The 17,060-nt window shown below is 65.3% G+C and carries 12 protein-coding genes; 8 read left to right on the top strand and 4 right to left on the bottom strand.

Annotated features, from left to right (window positions below; translation table 11 throughout):
• Positions 1-15: 15 nt before the first annotated feature.
• From coaE to MUN23_RS20230, 4 genes are all read left to right on the top strand, one after another.
• On the top strand, positions 16-1,230 hold the full coding sequence (gene coaE, locus MUN23_RS20245) for a dephospho-CoA kinase (RefSeq protein WP_248760722.1): 1,215 nt from the start codon (positions 16-18) through the stop codon (positions 1,228-1,230).
• Positions 1,231-1,312: 82 nt separating this feature from the next.
• Positions 1,313-3,412, top strand: a complete 2,100-nt coding sequence (gene uvrB, locus MUN23_RS20240; RefSeq protein WP_248760720.1) for an excinuclease ABC subunit UvrB — start codon at positions 1,313-1,315, stop codon at positions 3,410-3,412.
• Positions 3,413-3,640: 228 nt separating this feature from the next.
• The gene (locus tag MUN23_RS20235; RefSeq protein ID WP_248760718.1) at positions 3,641-4,669 is read left to right on the top strand and encodes a TerC family protein; all 1,029 of its coding nucleotides are present in this window, start codon (positions 3,641-3,643) and stop codon (positions 4,667-4,669) included.
• Between the two features lie 121 nt (positions 4,670-4,790).
• Positions 4,791-6,242: an MFS transporter gene (locus tag MUN23_RS20230; RefSeq protein WP_248760716.1), complete on the top strand. Its 1,452-nt coding sequence runs from the start codon at positions 4,791-4,793 to the stop codon at positions 6,240-6,242.
• Here MUN23_RS20230 and MUN23_RS20225 read toward each other — a convergent pair.
• The 4 genes from MUN23_RS20225 to MUN23_RS20210 form a co-directional block, all read right to left on the bottom strand.
• Positions 6,228-7,514, bottom strand: a complete 1,287-nt coding sequence (locus MUN23_RS20225; RefSeq protein WP_248764156.1) for an alpha/beta fold hydrolase — start codon at positions 7,512-7,514, stop codon at positions 6,228-6,230. The two genes, MUN23_RS20230 and MUN23_RS20225, sit on opposite strands and share 15 nt — an antisense overlap.
• Before the next feature lie 79 nt (positions 7,515-7,593).
• A complete protein-coding gene (locus MUN23_RS20220; RefSeq protein ID WP_248760714.1) occupies positions 7,594-8,094 on the bottom strand; it encodes a GNAT family N-acetyltransferase in 501 nt (166 codons plus the stop codon).
• Between the two features lie 45 nt (positions 8,095-8,139).
• The gene (locus MUN23_RS20215; RefSeq protein WP_248760713.1) at positions 8,140-9,510 is read right to left on the bottom strand and encodes a CoA transferase; all 1,371 of its coding nucleotides are present in this window, start codon (positions 9,508-9,510) and stop codon (positions 8,140-8,142) included.
• An 11-nt stretch (positions 9,511-9,521) separates the two neighbouring features.
• Positions 9,522-12,068 (bottom strand): RNA helicase, encoded by a 2,547-nt coding sequence (locus MUN23_RS20210; protein ID WP_248760711.1) that lies wholly within the window; start codon positions 12,066-12,068, stop codon positions 9,522-9,524.
• Positions 12,069-12,165: 97 nt separating this feature from the next.
• On the opposite strand from MUN23_RS20210, the gene MUN23_RS20205 reads away from it, so the two are divergent.
• From MUN23_RS20205 to MUN23_RS20190, 4 genes are all read left to right on the top strand, one after another.
• A complete protein-coding gene (locus MUN23_RS20205) occupies positions 12,166-12,951 on the top strand; it encodes a trans-aconitate 2-methyltransferase (protein ID WP_248760709.1) in 786 nt (261 codons plus the stop codon).
• Positions 12,952-13,095: 144 nt separating this feature from the next.
• Entirely contained in the window at positions 13,096-14,841 is a 1,746-nt protein-coding gene (locus MUN23_RS20200) for an ABC transporter ATP-binding protein (protein ID WP_248760708.1), read from the top strand.
• Positions 14,838-16,649, top strand: a complete 1,812-nt coding sequence (locus MUN23_RS20195) for an ABC transporter ATP-binding protein (RefSeq protein WP_248760707.1) — start codon at positions 14,838-14,840, stop codon at positions 16,647-16,649. The genes MUN23_RS20200 and MUN23_RS20195 overlap by 4 nt, the downstream gene beginning before the upstream one ends.
• Positions 16,646-17,026 carry a GntR family transcriptional regulator gene (locus MUN23_RS20190; RefSeq protein ID WP_056339746.1) on the top strand — a complete coding sequence of 127 codons (381 nt, stop codon included), beginning with the start codon at positions 16,646-16,648 and terminating at the stop codon, positions 17,024-17,026. Before MUN23_RS20195 ends, MUN23_RS20190 begins: the two co-directional genes overlap by 4 nt.
• Positions 17,027-17,060 lie beyond the last annotated feature (34 nt).

Below are 17,060 nucleotides of genomic sequence, written 5' to 3'. Positions count from 1 at the left end.
GTTTAGGGTGGTGGGATGCTGAAGATCGGTTTGACGGGCGGCATCGCCTCAGGGAAGTCAGTGGTCGCCACACGCCTTGCCGAGCTCGGTGCGGTGCTGGTGGACGCGGATGCGCTTGCCCGGGACGTGGTGGAGCCGGGAACGCCCGGGCTGGCCAGCGTGGTGGAAGCCTTTGGAGCGGAAATGCTCGACGGCGGCGGCCGGCTGGATCGGGCCAGGCTGGGTTCTGTGGTCTTTGGCAGTCCTTCGCAGCTGGCCGTCCTGAACGGCATTGTGCACCCGCTGGTCCGGAAGGCAGCGGCCGGCATCATCGCCGCAGCCCCGGCCAGCGCCATTGTGGTCCAGGACATTCCACTGCTCGTGGAGACGGGCCAGGGGAGCGGCTTCCATCTTGTCCTTGTGGTGGACGCGCCCGATGACGTCAGGATCGCCCGGATGCTCGAACACCGCGGCATGACGTTTGAGGACGCGCGGTCACGCATGGCTGCCCAGGCCTCGCGCGAGGCGCGGCTGGCCGCTGCCGACGTCCTGCTGGACAACTCCGGATCGCTGGCGGACGTGACGGCGCAGGTGGACCGGCTCTGGGCCGAACGACTGGTGCCGTTCGCGCGCAATCTCCGGCGCAGCGTCAGGGCGGTCAGGGCAGGCATGGCAGTTTTGTCGGTGCCGCAGCAGGATTGGGCGGTCCAGGGTGCACGGCTTGGCGCCCGAATCCAGGCCGCAGCATCGGACGACATCCTGGCTGTGGACCATATCGGCTCCACAGCCGTGCCTGGCCTGGCAGCCAAGGACGTCATCGACCTCCAGGTCACGGTGTCGGATCTCAACGCCGCGGACCGGATTGCGCCGCTGCTGGCGGCCGCTGGTTTCCCGGCCGTGCCGGGGGTGGCCTATGACACACCGAAACCGACGGATCCGGACCCTGCGCAGTGGCAGAAACGCTTCCACGCCAACGCGGACCCCGGCCGCCCCGCCAACGTGCACGTACGGGCGGCCGGATCGTCCGGCTGGCGCTACGCGCTGATCTTCCGCGACTGGCTCAGGGACGACCCGGAAGCCGCCGCCTTGTATGAGGACCATAAACGCGCGCTGACCGAACAGTTTGCCGGCAGTAAAGGTACCCACGCCTACGCGGAGGCAAAGGAACCGTGGTTCACGGACGTCGCCTGGCCGCGGATGGACGGCTGGGCCGCGCGCACAGGGTGGCAGCCGCCGTCGTACCTCCCCTGACCTCCCTGCCCCGGGGGGGGCGGGTTGTTCGCCGGCAACTGATCCGGCCGTCACTGTCGGTCCCCGGTTGTAGATTAGATGCATGAGCCTTGCCCAGGAGATCAACCGCGTTGTCGCTCCGTTTGAAGTCATCAGCGAGTTCCAGCCGGCGGGTGACCAGCCTGCTGCCATCACCGAACTGACGGAGCGGATCAGGAACGGCGAAAAGGACGTTGTGCTGCTGGGTGCCACCGGTACCGGCAAAAGCGCCACCACGGCCTGGCTGATCGAACAGGTCCAGCGGCCCACGTTGGTTATGGTGCAGAACAAGACCCTCGCGGCCCAGCTCGCCAACGAATTCCGTGAACTGCTGCCCAACAACGCGGTGGAGTACTTCGTTTCCTATTACGACTACTACCAGCCTGAGGCGTACGTAGCGCAGACGGACACCTTCATTGAGAAGGACTCCTCCATCAACGAGGAAGTGGAACGGCTCCGGCACTCCGCCACCAACGCCCTGCTGACCCGCCGCGACGTCATTGTGGTCGCCACCGTGTCCTGCATCTACGGCCTGGGCACACCCGAAGAGTACATTGCCGGCATGGTCACGCTCCGCAAGGGGGCACAGATGAACCGGGATGACCTCCTCCGGAAGTTCGTCGCCATGCAGTACGCGCGCAACGACATGGACTTCCACCGCGGCACATTCCGGGTCCGCGGCGACACCGTGGAAATCATCCCGATGTACGAGGAACTCGCCATCCGCATCGAATTCTTCGGAGACGAGATTGAGAACATCCACACTCTCCATCCGCTGACTGGCGAACTGATCCGGGACGAAGAGGAAATGTACGTCTTCCCGGCCTCGCACTATGTGGCCGGGCCCGAGCGGATGGCCCGGGCCATCAAGCGGATCGAGGACGAACTCGCCGAACGCCTGGCCGTCCTGGAAGGCCAGAACAAGTTGGTGGAAGCCCAGCGGCTCCGGATGCGCACCACCTACGACCTCGAAATGATGCAGCAGATGGGCTTCTGCAACGGCATCGAAAACTACTCGTCGCACATCGACGGCCGTGCCCGCGGGACCGCTCCGCACTGCCTCATCGACTACTTCCCGGACGACTTCCTGCTGGTGATCGACGAATCCCATGTCACCGTGCCGCAGATCGGCGCCATGTACGAGGGCGACATGTCCCGCAAGCGGAACCTCGTGGACTTCGGCTTCCGCCTGCCGTCGGCCATGGACAACCGACCGCTGAAATGGGACGAATTCCTCCAACGCGTGGGCCAGACGGTCTACCTGTCGGCCACTCCCGGCAAGTACGAACTCGGCAAGGCTGACGGCTTTGTGCAGCAGATCATCCGGCCCACCGGACTGATCGACCCCGAGGTGGTGGTCAAGCCCACCAAGGGCCAGATCGATGACCTCCTCGGCGAGATCAAGACCCGCACGGCAAAGAACGAACGCGTCCTGGTCACCACGCTGACCAAGCGGATGGCGGAGGACCTCACCGACTACCTGCTGGGCCACGGCATCAAGGTCGAATACCTGCACTCGGACGTGGACACCCTTCGACGCGTTGAACTGCTCCGGGAACTCCGGATGGGTGTCTTCGACGTCCTGGTGGGCATCAACCTGCTCCGCGAAGGCCTGGACCTGCCCGAGGTCTCGCTCGTGAGCATCCTGGACGCGGACAAGGAAGGCTTCCTGCGCTCGGCGACTTCGCTGATCCAGACCATCGGCCGTGCTGCCCGCAACGTGTCCGGCGAGGTCCACATGTACGCGGACCGCATCACCGACTCCATGGCCAAGGCTATCGACGAGACCAACCGGCGCCGCGCCATCCAGGTTGCCTACAACACGGAACGGGGCATCGATCCGCAGCCGCTGCGGAAGAAGATCGCCGACATTACCGACCAGCTGGCCAAGGAAGACGCGGACACCCAGGAGCTGCTCAATAACAACCGGCTGGCCAAGGGCGCCAAACGTGGCAAGTCCGCGGCAAAGGGCGCAGCACAGCTCCGCAAGGACGGCCTCGCCGCGGCACCGGCCGAAGACCTCGTGGGCCTCATCGAACAACTGACCGAACAGATGCACGGCGCTGCCGCCGAACTCCAGTTCGAGGTGGCCGCGCGGATCCGGGACGAGGTCAGTGACCTTAAGAAGGAGCTCCGCCAGATGCAGGCGGCCGGCCATGCCTAGCCCACCCCGGGCGCCGAAAGGGAAGTGGCAGTCGGGGCATGTTTCCGCATGTCGGGACGCCTACTGTACAGTTAACGTCACGTAGGGGAGTATCCCGAGCGCTACGATCGTCAACACGCCAGGCACAGTTGCCTGGCCGGGCGTAGCGGGCCGCCATTTCAGCACCAAGTGCATAGGCTGGCCGGAGAGACTTACACCATTTCTCTGTACCCTGCGAAAGGCTAACCTGTGCCCGAATTACCCGTGTGGTTCGAGGTCGGCTCACTTGTCGTCCTTGGCCTGATCCTCCTCATTGACCTTCTGCTGGTCGTCCGACGCCCCCACGAGCCTTCCATGAAGGAAGCCGGCCTGTGGGTTGCGTTCTACGTCTCCCTGGCCCTGCTGTTCGCCGGGGCCATGTTCTTCTTTACCGGCGCCGAATTCGGCGGCCAGTTTGTGGCCGGCTGGGTCACTGAATACAGCCTCAGCATCGACAACCTGTTTGTCTTCATCATCATCATGGCCCGCTTCTCCGTGCCCCGTAAGTACCAGCAGGAAGTCCTGATGGTGGGCATCATCATCGCCCTGATCCTGCGCGGCATCTTCATCCTCCTCGGCGCCATCGTGATCGAGCAGTTCAGCTGGGTGTTCTACATCTTTGGCGCGTTCCTGCTCTGGACCGCCTGGAAGCAGGCCCAGGACGAAGGCGAGGACGAAGAGGACAAGGAAAACCCGCTCATCGCCCGGATCCGCAAGGTCATCCCCATGTCGGAGAAGTTCGACGGCGGCAAGCTGCGCACCACGGTGGACGGCAAGAAGGTCTTCACCCCCATGCTGATCGTGTTCATCACCATCGGCCTGACCGACCTCCTTTTCGCCGTCGACTCGATTCCGGCGATCTTCGGCCTGACGCAGAGCCCGTTCATCGTCTTCACCGCCAACCTGTTCGCCCTGATGGGCCTGCGCCAGCTGTACTTCCTGCTGGGTGGCCTGATGAACCGCCTGATCTACCTGAAGCACGCGCTGTCCTTCATCCTGGCGTTCATCGGAGTGAAGCTGGTGCTCCACGCCATGCACGTGAACGAACTGCCGTTCATCAACGGCGGCAACCACATCGAGTGGGCCCCGGAGATTCCGACATTCGTCTCCCTGGCCGTCATCGTGGGCACCATCATCGTTGCCGTGATTGCCAGCCTCCTGAGCTCCAAGGCAAAGACGGCCCACCTGGACCCCCGCCTTGAGGAAGACGCCAAGAAGAGCCTCAGCGAAGCCGAGTAGGCTGTCTCCGCGTTTCGTTGACGCACACTGCATTTTCACTGATCCCGGCCGCACTGCGGCCGGGATCAGTGGCTTAATCTGCCCCCTGTAGGACGTGGCCGCCCAGGACTATGCTCGGACCATGGCCCGCACGCTGATCACGGAAAGAGGAGTGCGCCAGGTGCAACGGCGCACCGTGGTGCTGCTGAGCGCGGCCCAGGTTTTCGGTGGCATCGGCACCGGAGCCACGGTTTCGATTGGTTCCATCCTGGCCGTGGAACTTTCCGGTTCCAGCGTGTGGGCGGGTGCCGTGGCCACGGTTATGACATTGGGGGCCGCGCTGACAGCACTGCCTCTTGCCTCGCTGGCGGACCGGCGGGGCCGTCGGGCCGGGCAGGTCACGGGGCTTTCCGCCGCCCTGGCCGGCACAGTTCTGATAGTGCTGTCGGTGGTGTCCGGCTTGTTCGTCCTTCTGGTGCTGGGGGCGGTGGGCATCGGGGTGGGTACCGCGGCCAGCCTGCAGGCACGCTTCGCCGCCGTCGACCTTGCGGACGCTGAACACCGCGGCAGGGCGCTTTCCGCCGTGGTGTGGGCTGTGACGGTCGGCGCCGTGGCCGGACCCAACCTGATCCAGCCCGGCACCGTGGTGGGCCTGGCACTCGGCCTGCCTCCCGTCGCCGGACCGTTCGTGATCTCCGCAGCCGGACTCCTGCTGGCCATTGTGCTGCTTTTCGCTGGTCTCAGGCCGGACCCGCTCCTGCTCGCGCGGGAAATCGCCGCCTGGGATCTTGCCACTCAGGATCTTGCCACTCAGGATCTTGCCACTCAGGAACCCGCCGCGCTGGATCTCGACGCCCAGCCAGATGGCGGGAAGATGCAGGGCACGCCACCACGTACGGCAAATCAGCAAGGCGCCACCGCGCGCAACGCAGCCGGGGGATCGCTCGTCCGCGGGCTGCGGGCAATCCGCCAGTCCAGGGCTTCCTGGCTGGCGCTTGCCGCCGTCGTCGGAGCGCACGCCGTGATGGTGGGCGTGATGTCCATGACCCCGCTGCATTTGCAGGAACTCGTAGCCGGGCCTGGTGCCTCCCATGCCGGCCACGCCGCCTCCGGCGATGTCCTGGTGATCATCGGCTTCACCATCTCCCTGCATATCGCAGGCATGTTCGCGTTGTCGCCGGTTATGGGCTGGCTGACGGACAAGGCAGGCAGGACTGAGACCATCATGATCGGCTTCGCCACGCTGATCGCTGCCGTCGCCGTCGCAGGATTTGGCCAGACGTCCACCGTCGCGGTGGCCGTGGGACTTGTGCTGCTGGGCATGGGCTGGTCTGCGGCCACCATTTCCGGGTCCACGCTGCTGGCGGAGAGCGTCCCGCAGGAGTCCCGCGTGGTGGTCCAGGGGGTGTCGGACATGCTGATGGGCGCTGCAGGTGCGGTGGGCGGGGCCACTTCCGGACTGATCCTCAGCTGGGCCGGCTACCTGGGGCTCAATATGGCAGGCGGACTGGTGGGGGCTGCTGTACTGAGCGCCGCCGTCGTTGCCCTGATGGCGCGCCGCCGCAGCCCGGCGGCCGGCTCAGCTGCCGGCTGAGCCGGCAACCGAGCGCACCATACCCAGCAGCCGCCCGAAAATAGCCTCGCCGTCGTCCGCTATGCCGTCATGGTGGAAGTCGGCCGTCTCCCATACCCGGAGTCCGCGCACAGCAGCCGCCGTGTCCATTGACAGGCTGCGGTCCACGTAAATGTCGTCCTGGTAGACCGCGGCGGCAACCGGCACGCTGTTCGCGGCCAACTGTGCGGGGTCATACAGCGGCTTCCAGTCCGTTTTGGCGGCCAGCAGATGGGCCACCTGCCGCAGCGGCACCAAGGCGGGATCCTGTTCGAAATACCACGGGTACACCATCTCGCCGGTCAGCAGCAGCGCCTCCGCATCCGGATGGAATGCCGGATTTTCCTGCAGCACACGCCAGGCAGCCCAGTCGGTCGCCTGTCCCTGCCCGTAGATGGACTCATGCAGCAGGGCATAGAGCGGGTTCGCCAGGCGGGACACGATGCCCTGGACCTGCTCCAGGAAGGCATCGGAGAGGTTCCCCTGTGGTGTCTCGGTGAAGGCGTCTTCCAGCAGGTAGTGCAGGCCGTCCACCCGCGTGTTTCCGCCCAGGAAGGAGCCCACCATCTGGAACCGTTCAACCGTGAGCCGGCCGCCGTCGGGAAGGAACTCTTCGGCCTGCCGGAGGTGCGATGCGATCGCGTTCACTGTCCGGCGGTCCTCCGGATACCAGCTGAAGTACTCGGTGTTGCGGGCTGCAACGCGCGCGAACGTGGCGCGGTAGACGTCGTCGGCATGGCCGGCGAGCGGCGCAAGCCCGCCCGTGATGAGAGCCTCCTTCAGCCCGTCCGGGGCAAAAGACAGGTAAGTCAGCGCGCAGAATCCGCCGTAGCTTTGGCCGTAGATGCTCCAGGGGCCGGAGCCGAGCGCCGCGCGGATGAGCTCCGCGTCGGCCACGATGGAATCCGCACGGAAATGCTCAAGGTACGCGGCCTGCGCTTCGGCCGTTCCGCGCGCGGCCAGCGTGTTCCGGTCAAGGGGGGTCGACAGCCCGGTGCCGCGCTGGTCCAGCATCAGGATCCGGAAGTCCCGGGCAGCCGCCTTGCTCCAGCCGCCCAGCGAAGCCAGCCGGTTGCCGCGGCCGCCCGGCCCGCCCTGGAGGAACACCAGCCAGGGAAGCTCTTCGGCTTCAGCCTGGGTGTGGGCCGACGAGACGTACTCACGGGCGAAGACGGTGATAGCCTCGGCGTCGTCGCCGCTCCCTGGAGCGAAGTGGTCCAAGGGAACGGTGAAGTAGTGCTCGGCGGTGCGCATGCCACGGAATTCGTGCCTGGCCTTCACAAAATGCGGGACAGGGGTCCGCGTTTGCGTCGTTTGCGAGGTAGCGTCCTGCTCAGCCACGGATGGACGCTGCCGTTCTGGTGCCAAAGCTCTCCAGCGCGTCGCCGGTCAGCCGGAACGTGGACCAGCCATCCAGGGGGCGGGCGCCGAGGCTGCGGTAGAAGTTGATGGACGGTTCGTTCCAGTCCAGGACGCTCCACTCAACCCGGGCGTAGCCCCTCTCGACGGCGGTGGCGGCCAGGTGCTGCAGGAGCGCCTTGCCGTGGCCCTCGCCGCGGGCGTGCGGGCTGACGTAGAGGTCTTCCAGGTAGATGCCGTGGACGCCTTCCCAGGTGGAGTAGTTCAGGAACCAGAGCGCGAAACCCCGGACCTCGCCTGCGCTGTTCTCAGCCATCGTGGCAAACACGCGCGGGTTCTCGCCGAACAGGACCTCAGCCAGCATTTCCGGTGTGTTGCGGACCGCGTCCGGTTCCTTTTCGTAAATGGCCAGTTCGTTGATCATCTGCAGAATGGCGGGGACGTCTTGCCGGGTGGCGGGGCGGATTACACTCATGGTCCGAGTTTACTAGCGGGGCCGTGATCCCTACTGCCAGGCTCCCTATTGCCAGCGAAGCTGCGATGTTCCGTAGCGGACGGGTCCGTTGCTGTATTCCAGCGGCACGCCGTCCGACATGATGGGCGGCCCAACATATCGCAGGCGACCGTAGGGGCTGTCCATCACGCGGAGGTCCGGGTCAGGCAGGGAACCGCCGTGACCGGCCACTGCGGGCAGCCGGAACAATTCTTCAGCGGTGCGGGCCAGGGAAAGCCGGGCAGCGCCGCCACGTCCGCTTCGGAGCCGTTCGGCCAGCAGGGCAATTGCTGCCGCCGCCAGGCCATAACCGGTGGCATGATCCAGTGCCTGCACTGGAAGCGCCCCCGGCTGCCACCCGTCATCAGTCGTGCGGCCATACAGTTCGGCAATGCCGCAAGCGGCCTGTACCAGGCTGTCAAAACCGCGCCGTCGGTTCCAAGGGCCGCCGCTGCCCCAGGCACTCAGAGTGACTATGACGAGGTCTGGCCGGGCAAGCAACAGCGCTTCGGGCGCCAGCCCAAAAGGGTCCAGCCCGCCGTCGCGGTAGCCCGTGACCACCACGTCGGCAGACCCAATGAGAAGCCTGACCGCTTCCATGGCGGAAGGATCCCGGAGGTCCGCCTCGGCGCTGCGCTTGTCAAAGCCCGAGTCAATGAACACATCGCTCAACTCCGGAAGCTGGGGCGGGTCGATGCGCAGAACGTCTGCGCCCAGGGCGCCCAGGAGGCGTGTGGCAGTGGGCCCCGCAATGACGCGCGTCAGGTCCAGCACCTTGAGCCCGGCCAGGGGGTGGCGTGGAACTGCCGATGGAACCCACCGGGAGAGCTGCGGACTTTCACTGGCTGACGGCGGCGGACGCGAGATTCTGATCCATGGACCGGAGCTGGCCGTCCCATACATGGGGGTCGCGATCCACTCGTCCCGTGTGCGCACGGCAGCAGCGACGCCGTTGTTTGCCGTGATGGCTTCCTCGGCGGCCACGGACGTCATTCCTAACAGGGCGTGTTCCACGTCCTGTGGTGTGCTCACGGAGAGGGACGACGTCAGCCGGGCTGCGTGGTGGGGGTAGTTGGCGTGCAGGCGGATCCAGCCGTCCGACGTGCGCCGAAAGCCGGACATCGGAGCGAACCCTTCGGGTTTCCCGCCCGCGATCCGCAGGTGTCCCAGCGAATCGAACGCCGCCGCGGTGGCTCCGGATGCCATTGAGTACCTGCCCGGAACGCCAACAAGCGCGTTCAACGACGTCGCTGCTGCCTGGACCGCCCCCAAAGCCAGTCCCTCGACGTCCAGCGGGCCCTTCCACCACTGCCGTGGACCGTTGGAAGGTGCCACGGGCTGGGCCTTCAGGGCTTCCACAACCCGAAGGCTGCCGGTCAGGTCGGGGACGGAGTCCATTCGGTCAGAGCCTAGAGCCGGTTGACGTCGGTGACACGGACCACTGCCGTTCCGGTTTCATCGGAGGCCGCCAGGTCCACTTCCGCGGAGATGCCCCAGTCATGGTTGCTCGCCGGATCGTCGAAAATCTGCCGGACCTTCCAAAGGCCTGGCTCTTCGGTGATCATGAGCAGTCCGGGACCGCGGGCATCCGGGCCGGTGCCAATGTCGTTGTGTTCGTCGAAGTAGTCGTCCAGGACGTCTTCCCAGCGGTTGGCATCCCAGCCCGCGCCGCCGTCGAGCTCGCCCAGGGCTGCGGCGTTTTCGTCCGCGAACAGTTCCACGCGGCGGAACATCTCGTTGCGGACCATCACGCGGAAGGCACGGATGTTGGACGTCAGCGACGGCGGCGGGGGAGGGGGAGCGTCGTGCGGGGTGGGCATCGCGCCGGACGTCAGCTCCTCCCATTCGTCCAGGAGGCTGGAGTCCACTTGCCGCACCAGCTCGCCAAGCCAGGCGATGAGGTCTTCAAGGTCTTCCCGAAGCATGTCCTGCGGTACGGTCTGGCGCAGCGCCTTGAAGCAGTCGGCGAGGTAGCGCAGCACAATGCCCTCTGAGCGGGCCAGCCCGTAGAACTGGACAAATTCGCCGAAGTTCATGGCCCGCTCGTACATGTCGCGGACCACGGACTTGGGCGCCAGTTCAAAGTCGCCCACCCATGGCGCGGCCTTGCGGTAGACCTCGAAGGCTTCGCCCAGGAGTTCGGCGAGCGGCTGCGGATAGGTGACTTCCTCCAGCATGGCCATGCGCTGGTCGTACTCGATGCCGTCAGCCTTCATCGCGGCAATCGCTTCCCCGCGGGCCTTCTTCTGCTGCGCGGAGAGGATCTGGCGGGGCTTTTCGAGGGTCGCCTCGATCACGGACACCACGTCCAGGGCGTACGACGGCGAATCCGGGTCAAGGAGCTCCAGGGCCGCCAGCGCAAACGGCGAGAGTGGCTGGTTAAGGGCAAAGTTGGCCTGCAGATGGACGGTGAGCCGTACGGTCCTGCCGTCATGGCCATGCTCTTCTGCCGGGATGCGCTCCACCACTTCAGCGGCGAGGAGTTCACGGTAGATCCCCAGGGCTTTTTTCATCAGCCGCAGCTGTGACGACCGGGTCTCGTGGTTTTCGGTCAGCAGCCGGCGGGCCGCGGTAAACGGGTCGCCGGGCCGTTCCATCAGGTTCATCAGCATCGAATGCGTCACGCTGAAGCTGGACGTCAAAGGGTCGGGCACGGATTCCACGAGGCGCTTGAAGGTGGGTTCCCCCCAGGAGACGAAGCCCTCCGGCGGCTTCTTCTTGACCACCTGGCGGAGCTTCTTCTGGTCGTCACCGAACTTGGCGGTGGCCTTGGCCATCGCCTTCACGTTTTCGATGACGTGCTCGGGTGCCTGGACCACCACCGTCCCCGCGGTGTCATACCCGGCGCGGCCGGCCCTTCCGGCAATCTGGTGGAACTCCCGGGAGTTAAGCGGGCGGGTGCGGACGCCGTCGTACTTGCTCAGTGCGGTGAGCAACACGGTGCGGATGGGCACGTTGATCCCCACGCCCAGTGTGTCCGTACCGCAGATCACCTTGAGCAGGCCCGCCTGGGCGAGCTGCTCCACGAGCCTGCGGTATTTCGGCAGCATGCCGGCGTGATGTACGCCGATACCGTGCCGGACCAGCCGGTTGAGCGTCTTGCCGAAACCTGCGGCGAAACGGAAATTCGCGATCAGCTCCGCGATTTTGTCCTTCTCCTCGCGGGTGCACACGTTGATGCTCATCAGTGTCTGGGCCCGGTCAATGGCCTCGATCTGGCTGAAGTGCACCACATAGGCGGGCACCTGGCGCGTAGAGAGGAGTTCCTCGAGTGTTTCGTGGACCGGCGTCTGGTGGTAGTAGTAATGCAGCGGAATGGGGCGCTCGGCGGAACTGACGGTGGTGGTGGGGCGGCCTGTAAGTTCGGTGATGCCGGCCTCGAACCGGCTGACATCACCCAGGGTTGCGGACATCAGAAGGAACTGGGCCTGGGGGAGCTCCAGCAGCGGGACCTGCCAGGCCCAACCACGCTGGGGGTCGGAGTAGAAATGGAATTCGTCCATGATGACCGCACCGAGTTCCGCGTCGGCCCCTTCGCGGAGGGCGATGTTCGCGAGAATTTCTGCCGTGCAGCAGATGATCGGTGCGTTCTGGTTGACGCCGGAGTCACCCGTGATCATGCCGACGTTTTCTGCACCGAAGATGTCGCACAGGGCAAAAAACTTCTCCGAGACCAGCGCTTTAATGGGGGCGGTGTAGTAACTGCGCTGGCCCCGCGCCATGGCCTGGAAGTGCGCCGCGATGGCCACCAGCGATTTGCCGGAGCCCGTCGGGGTGGCGAGGATGACGTTGGCTCCGGTGGCGAACTCCATGATGGCCTCGTCCTGGGCAGCGTACAGTTCCAGGCCCCGGCTTTCGGTCCACTCAAGGAATTGGGTGTACAGGGCGTCCGGGTCGATGCCTGCGCCGGAGGGGTCTGAGGCGGGCAGGACAGGCAGCTGGTCAACGAGTTTCATTGATTTCCAGCTTAGTGCCCAGCCGGTGCCGGATATCCGGGCGGGCCCGGGTTAGGCTCGCGGTACTGCCAGACAGCACCCGGCGATGGAGGTAACTGTGAAGTGGGACCCCGTAAAGTACGTCCAGTTCGGCGATTACCGTGACCGGCCGTTTTTCGACCTGACGGGGCGGATCCAGGCCGACCGGCCACAGCACGTTGTGGACCTGGGATGTGGTCCGGGAAACCTCACGGCCACCCTTGCCCGGAGATGGCCGGAAGCGCAAGTGGTGGGGCTCGATTCGTCCAGGGAGATGCTGGACAAGGCCGCCGCGCACGCAGCCAGGCATGCGGGCCTCAGCTTCGGGCTGGCGGATATCGCAGCCTGGACGCCCCCGGCTGAAACCAACGTGGTGGTCACCAATGCCGCGCTTCAGTGGGTGCCGGGGCATCAGGAGATGCTGGCGGGCTGGCTGGCGGCGCTCAAGCCCGGTGCCTGGTTCGCCATGCAAGTGCCGGGGAACTTTAATGCCGCGTCCCATGCCCTGATGCGGGAACTCGCAGGTTCGGCACGCTGGTCGCCCCAGCTCGACGGCGTACTTCGCGGTGGAGAGTCCGTGGGGGAGCCCGCAGACTACCTCAGCATCATGCTGGACGCGGGCTGCACGGCAGACGCCTGGGAAACCACCTACCAGCAGGTCCTCACTGGGACGGATCCGGTGCTGGACTGGGTGCGGGGCACGGCGTTGCGCCCGGTCGCGGCGGCTCTTTCGGCCGAGGACGGGCACGCCTTTGAAGCGGAGTACGCTGCAGCCCTGCGGGCCGCATACCCGGCAACGGCACATGGCACGGTGTTTCCGTTCCGGCGTATCTTTGCCGTGGCGCAAAAACAGCCAGGCGCATAAACTCCATTCGTTTGAGGTTCTCTGGTCGGTAATGCCTTATGACTGAGAAGAGAATGTGATGCTGGTTACAATGACGACAGCGGCTTCTGGGGATGGCAAATGGCCGGACCCTCATCGGCCTCCCAAATCCCTCCTGGAGGTGCGATGCTTTTCGGCTTGATGACCCGGCTGCTGGCTGGCCACAAGGGCGCCGTGACCGCGATCGTTGCTCTCCAGCTTGTCCAGACCGCAGGCAACCTGCTGCTGCCCACCATCAACGCAGCCATCATCGACGACGGCATCGTTGCGGGGAACACGCCGGAAATCTTCCGCCTGGGCACTGTCATGGTCCTGATAGCTGCGGTCCAGGCGTCGGCAGCCATCGCCGCGGGCTACTTCGGGGCAGTGGTTGCCATGAAGCTCGGGCACCAGCTGCGCGGCGAGGTCTTCGCCAGGATCCAGTCGCTTTCTTCCCAGGAAATGGCAGCCTTCGGCACGCAAAGCCTCGTTACCAGGGCCACGAACGACACCCAGCAGATCCAGTCGTTCGCCGTCCTGGTCTTCACCATGCTGGTGGCGGCCCCCGTGATGGCGGCCGGGGGCGTCTTACTGGCGTGGCAGCAGGACATGGTGCTTTCAAGCGTCGTGATGGTCATCATGCCAATACTTCTGCTCATCATGTATCTCATCGTCCGGCGCCTCGTTCCCCTGTACCGGCAGGGGCAGGAGCTCCTGGACCGAACGGGGGAGCTCTTTCGTGAGCAGATCATCGGCGCGAATGTGATCCGCGCCTTCGTCAGGCAGGGACACGAAACACGCCGGTTTGCGAAGACCAACAGCAGCCTCACGGGAAACAACCTTCAGTCGTCGCTGCTCGTGGCCGGCATGCTGCCGCTGATCATGATTGTGGTCAACCTGTCGTCGGTGGCCGTGGTGTGGTTCGGTGGTCACCGGGTTTACGACGGCGGGATGAAGATTGGTGCCCTCACGGCCTTTATCGCCTACATCCTGCAGATTCTCCTGGCAATCATGATGGCCATGTACGTGTTCATGACGGCTCCGCGGGCCGCTGCCTGCGCAGAACGGCTGGGTGCCGTGCTCGACGCAAAACCGTCAGTCCAGGACCACAAGGCGTCCCAAGAGACCCGCCATGGGAGCGCCCTGGAGGGCGGCAGCGTCACTTTCAGGAACGTCAGCTTCTCCTACCCCGGCGCCGAAAATCCGGTACTGGAAGACATCAGCTTCACAGCCCGGCCAGGAACCACTGTTGCCATCGTCGGCTCAACAGGGAGCGGCAAGTCGACACTCCTGAGCCTGGTGCCCCGGTTCCTGGACGCCACGGCCGGAACCATCAGCATCGGCGGCCGGAACATCTGCTCGATGCCCCTGGGCCTCCTTCGCCGGACCATGGCGGTGGTGCCGCAACTGTCGCACCTCTTCTCCGGAACCATCGCCGACAACCTGCGCGTCGCAGCTCCGGAGGCAACCGAGGGCCAGCTTTGGGAAGCCATGGAGACAGCCCAGGCCGCCGGCTTCGTCCGTGCGCTGCCGCGGGGGATGGACACGGAGGTCGGGCAAGGCGGAACGAACCTCTCCGGCGGCCAGCGGCAGCGTCTCTGCATAGCGCGGGCCCTCCTGCGGCGGGTCCCCGTCTATCTCTTTGACGACAGCTTTTCTGCGCTGGACTTCGCCACCGAGGCCCGGGTCCGGGATGCCCTGGAGATTGCCCTAGAGGGTGCAGTGGTCATTGTCGTGGCGGAACGGATCTCCACCGCTGCCGGGGCCGGCCAGATCCTGGTGCTCGACGACGGCCGGCTGGTTGCCCAGGGAACACACCGGCAGCTGCTCGAGACGTCTGCCACCTACCGGGAAATCGCCGAGTCCCAACTGGCGCTGGACGACGCGCCATGACCGCTTCGCCCGGCGCCGGGGCGTCCGAAGGATTCTGGCCCACAGCGCGCCGGGTCCTCGCGTTGCTGCGCCCGTCCAGGGGGCGGATGCTGGGTGCAGTTGCGGCCACCTGCGCTTTTGTTGCCCTCAACGTCGCGGCGCCGCACTACCTCGGTGATGCCACCGATGTGGTGGTGGATGGGGTCTACAGCGGAGCGCTCGACGGCCAGCGCCTGGGACTCTTGCTGGCCGCCGTTGCCGCGATGTACATCGGCGCTTCGCTGTTCAACTGGATCCAGGGAGTGCTGACGGCCGGCGCGGTTCACGGCCTGATGTATCGCCTCCGGGCATCGGTTCAAGACAAGCTGCACCGGCTTCCTTCCACGTACTTCCAAGAGCAGTCCAGGGGTGATGTCCTGAGCCGCGTCACCAATGACATCGACAATATTTCGCAAGCTCTCAGCCAGGTCCTCACGCAGCTGATCATGTCTGTCCTTATGCTGTGCGGTGCCTTGGCCATGATGCTGTGGATCTCGCCGCTCCTGGCCCTGATCGCGCTTGTTTCGGTGCCCTTGTCCACCTTTATCACCGTTATGGTGGCCCGGAAGTCCCAAGCGCATTTTGCCCGCCAGTGGTCCGAAACGGGTGAGTTGAACGCGCACGTGGAGGAGTTTGTCACCGGGCACGAGGTTATTAAGGCCTTCGGGTACCAGGACCAGGCAGCGGCGGTCTTCAAGGCAAGCAACGACCGCCTGGCCCGGGCATCCGCACGGGCCCAGTATTCATCCGGCATTGTCCAGCCGTTGATGGTCCTTATTGCCAACATCAACTACATCGCGGTGGCGGTGGTGGGGGCCCTCCAGGTCACCACGGGGGCCATGACCATCGGCGGGATCCAGGCGTTCATCCAGTTCAGCCGGCTTTTCACCCAGCCTGTGGGCCAGATCGGCGGCATGCTCAACGTCATCCAGTCCTGCGTGGCTTCGGCGCGCCGTGTGTTCGACCTGCTCGACGCCGCGGAGATACCTGCCGAGCCCGAACGTGACGGTCACAAACCCGGTCAGGAAGGGCGGATTGTGTTCAGTGATGTCACCTTCGGCTATGCCCGGGCTGACCCTGTGGTCCGTGGACTGTCGTTCACGGTGGAACCGGGCCGGACGGTCGCGATTGTCGGGCACACGGGCGCCGGCAAGACCACCGTTGTCAACCTGCTCATGCGGTTCTATGAGGTCGACGCCGGCAGGATCACCATCGGGGGTACCGACATTGCTGACATTCCGCGGGACGTCCTGCGCAATGGATTCGGTGTGGTGCTGCAGGATGCCTGGCTGTTTTCCGGCACCATCAGGGAGAACATCGAATACGGCCGGCCAGGAGCCACGGCTGCGGAGATCACCGCGGCAGCCGAGGCGAGCCACGTGGACCACCTCATCAGGTCGTTGCCCGCCGGCTACGACACGATGCTGGGCAACGGGGGAGAGCCGCTCAGCCAGGGGCAGCGCCAGCTGATCGCCATCGCCCGGGCGCAGCTGGCGGACCGCACTGTGCTGGTCCTGGATGAGGCCACCAGTTCAGTGGATTCCCGGACCGAGGTCCTGATCCGCCAGGCCATGCAGAGGTTGCGCCGTGGAAAAACAAGCTTTGTGATCGCCCACCGTTTGTCCACGGTCCGGGACGCTGATCTAATTCTGGTCATGGACCACGGACGCATTGCAGAGCAGGGAACCCATCGAAGCCTCCTGGCGGCCAACGGCCGCTATGCACGGCTCTACAACGCCCAGTTCGCCGGACGCCCGGGCCGCGCCGGCACGTTGGAGGCCGGACGATGACAACAGCTGGTCCGTTTCCCGGAACCTGGAAGCCCAACCAATCCAGCACGGTGGCACTCTTTGAGCAGCTGCGCCTGCATGTGATCCGCCTCGCGGACAGCGGGGCCCTTCCGCCGGGAACCAAGCTGCCGGCGGTACGGACCCTGGCGGGGCTGCTCGACGTCGCGCCCCACACTGTGGCCAGGGCGTACAAGGAGCTGGAGGCAGCCGGTGTCGTGGCCACGAAGGGCAGGAACGGCACTGTGGTGTGCGCGCGTGATGAGCGGGCGGATGCGCTCTCCCTGGCCGCCAACTCTTATGCGTCAGTGGCCAAGGCCCAAGGTGCCACCTTTGCGGAAGCAGTCCAGCTGCTGGCAGCAGCCTACGACGCCGACTAGCCGGACCCCGCATGGATATTCGAAGAAGTTTTCG

Origin of the sequence: Pseudarthrobacter sp. SSS035 (assembly GCF_023273875.1) — a bacterium.
Lineage (GTDB): Bacteria > Actinomycetota > Actinomycetes > Actinomycetales > Micrococcaceae > Arthrobacter.
Note: the sequence above shows the minus strand (reverse complement) of the source record. Positions and strands in the feature narration are given on the sequence as shown.

Coding starts and splice junctions, on each gene's coding strand:
- coaE (WP_248760722.1), top strand. CDS start 16: ATGCTGAAGATCGGTTTGACGGGCGGCATCGCCTCAGGGAAGTCAGTG.
- uvrB (WP_248760720.1), top strand. CDS start 1,313: ATGAGCCTTGCCCAGGAGATCAACCGCGTTGTCGCTCCGTTTGAAGTC.
- MUN23_RS20230 (WP_248760716.1), top strand. CDS start 4,791: ATGGCCCGCACGCTGATCACGGAAAGAGGAGTGCGCCAGGTGCAACGG.
- MUN23_RS20225 (WP_248764156.1), bottom strand. CDS start 7,514: ATGCGCACCGCCGAGCACTACTTCACCGTTCCCTTGGACCACTTCGCT.
- MUN23_RS20220 (WP_248760714.1), bottom strand. CDS start 8,094: ATGAGTGTAATCCGCCCCGCCACCCGGCAAGACGTCCCCGCCATTCTG.
- MUN23_RS20215 (WP_248760713.1), bottom strand. CDS start 9,510: ATGGACTCCGTCCCCGACCTGACCGGCAGCCTTCGGGTTGTGGAAGCC.
- MUN23_RS20210 (WP_248760711.1), bottom strand. CDS start 12,068: ATGAAACTCGTTGACCAGCTGCCTGTCCTGCCCGCCTCAGACCCCTCC.
- MUN23_RS20200 (WP_248760708.1), top strand. CDS start 13,096: ATGCTTTTCGGCTTGATGACCCGGCTGCTGGCTGGCCACAAGGGCGCC.
- MUN23_RS20195 (WP_248760707.1), top strand. CDS start 14,838: ATGACCGCTTCGCCCGGCGCCGGGGCGTCCGAAGGATTCTGGCCCACA.
- MUN23_RS20190 (WP_056339746.1), top strand. CDS start 16,646: ATGACAACAGCTGGTCCGTTTCCCGGAACCTGGAAGCCCAACCAATCC.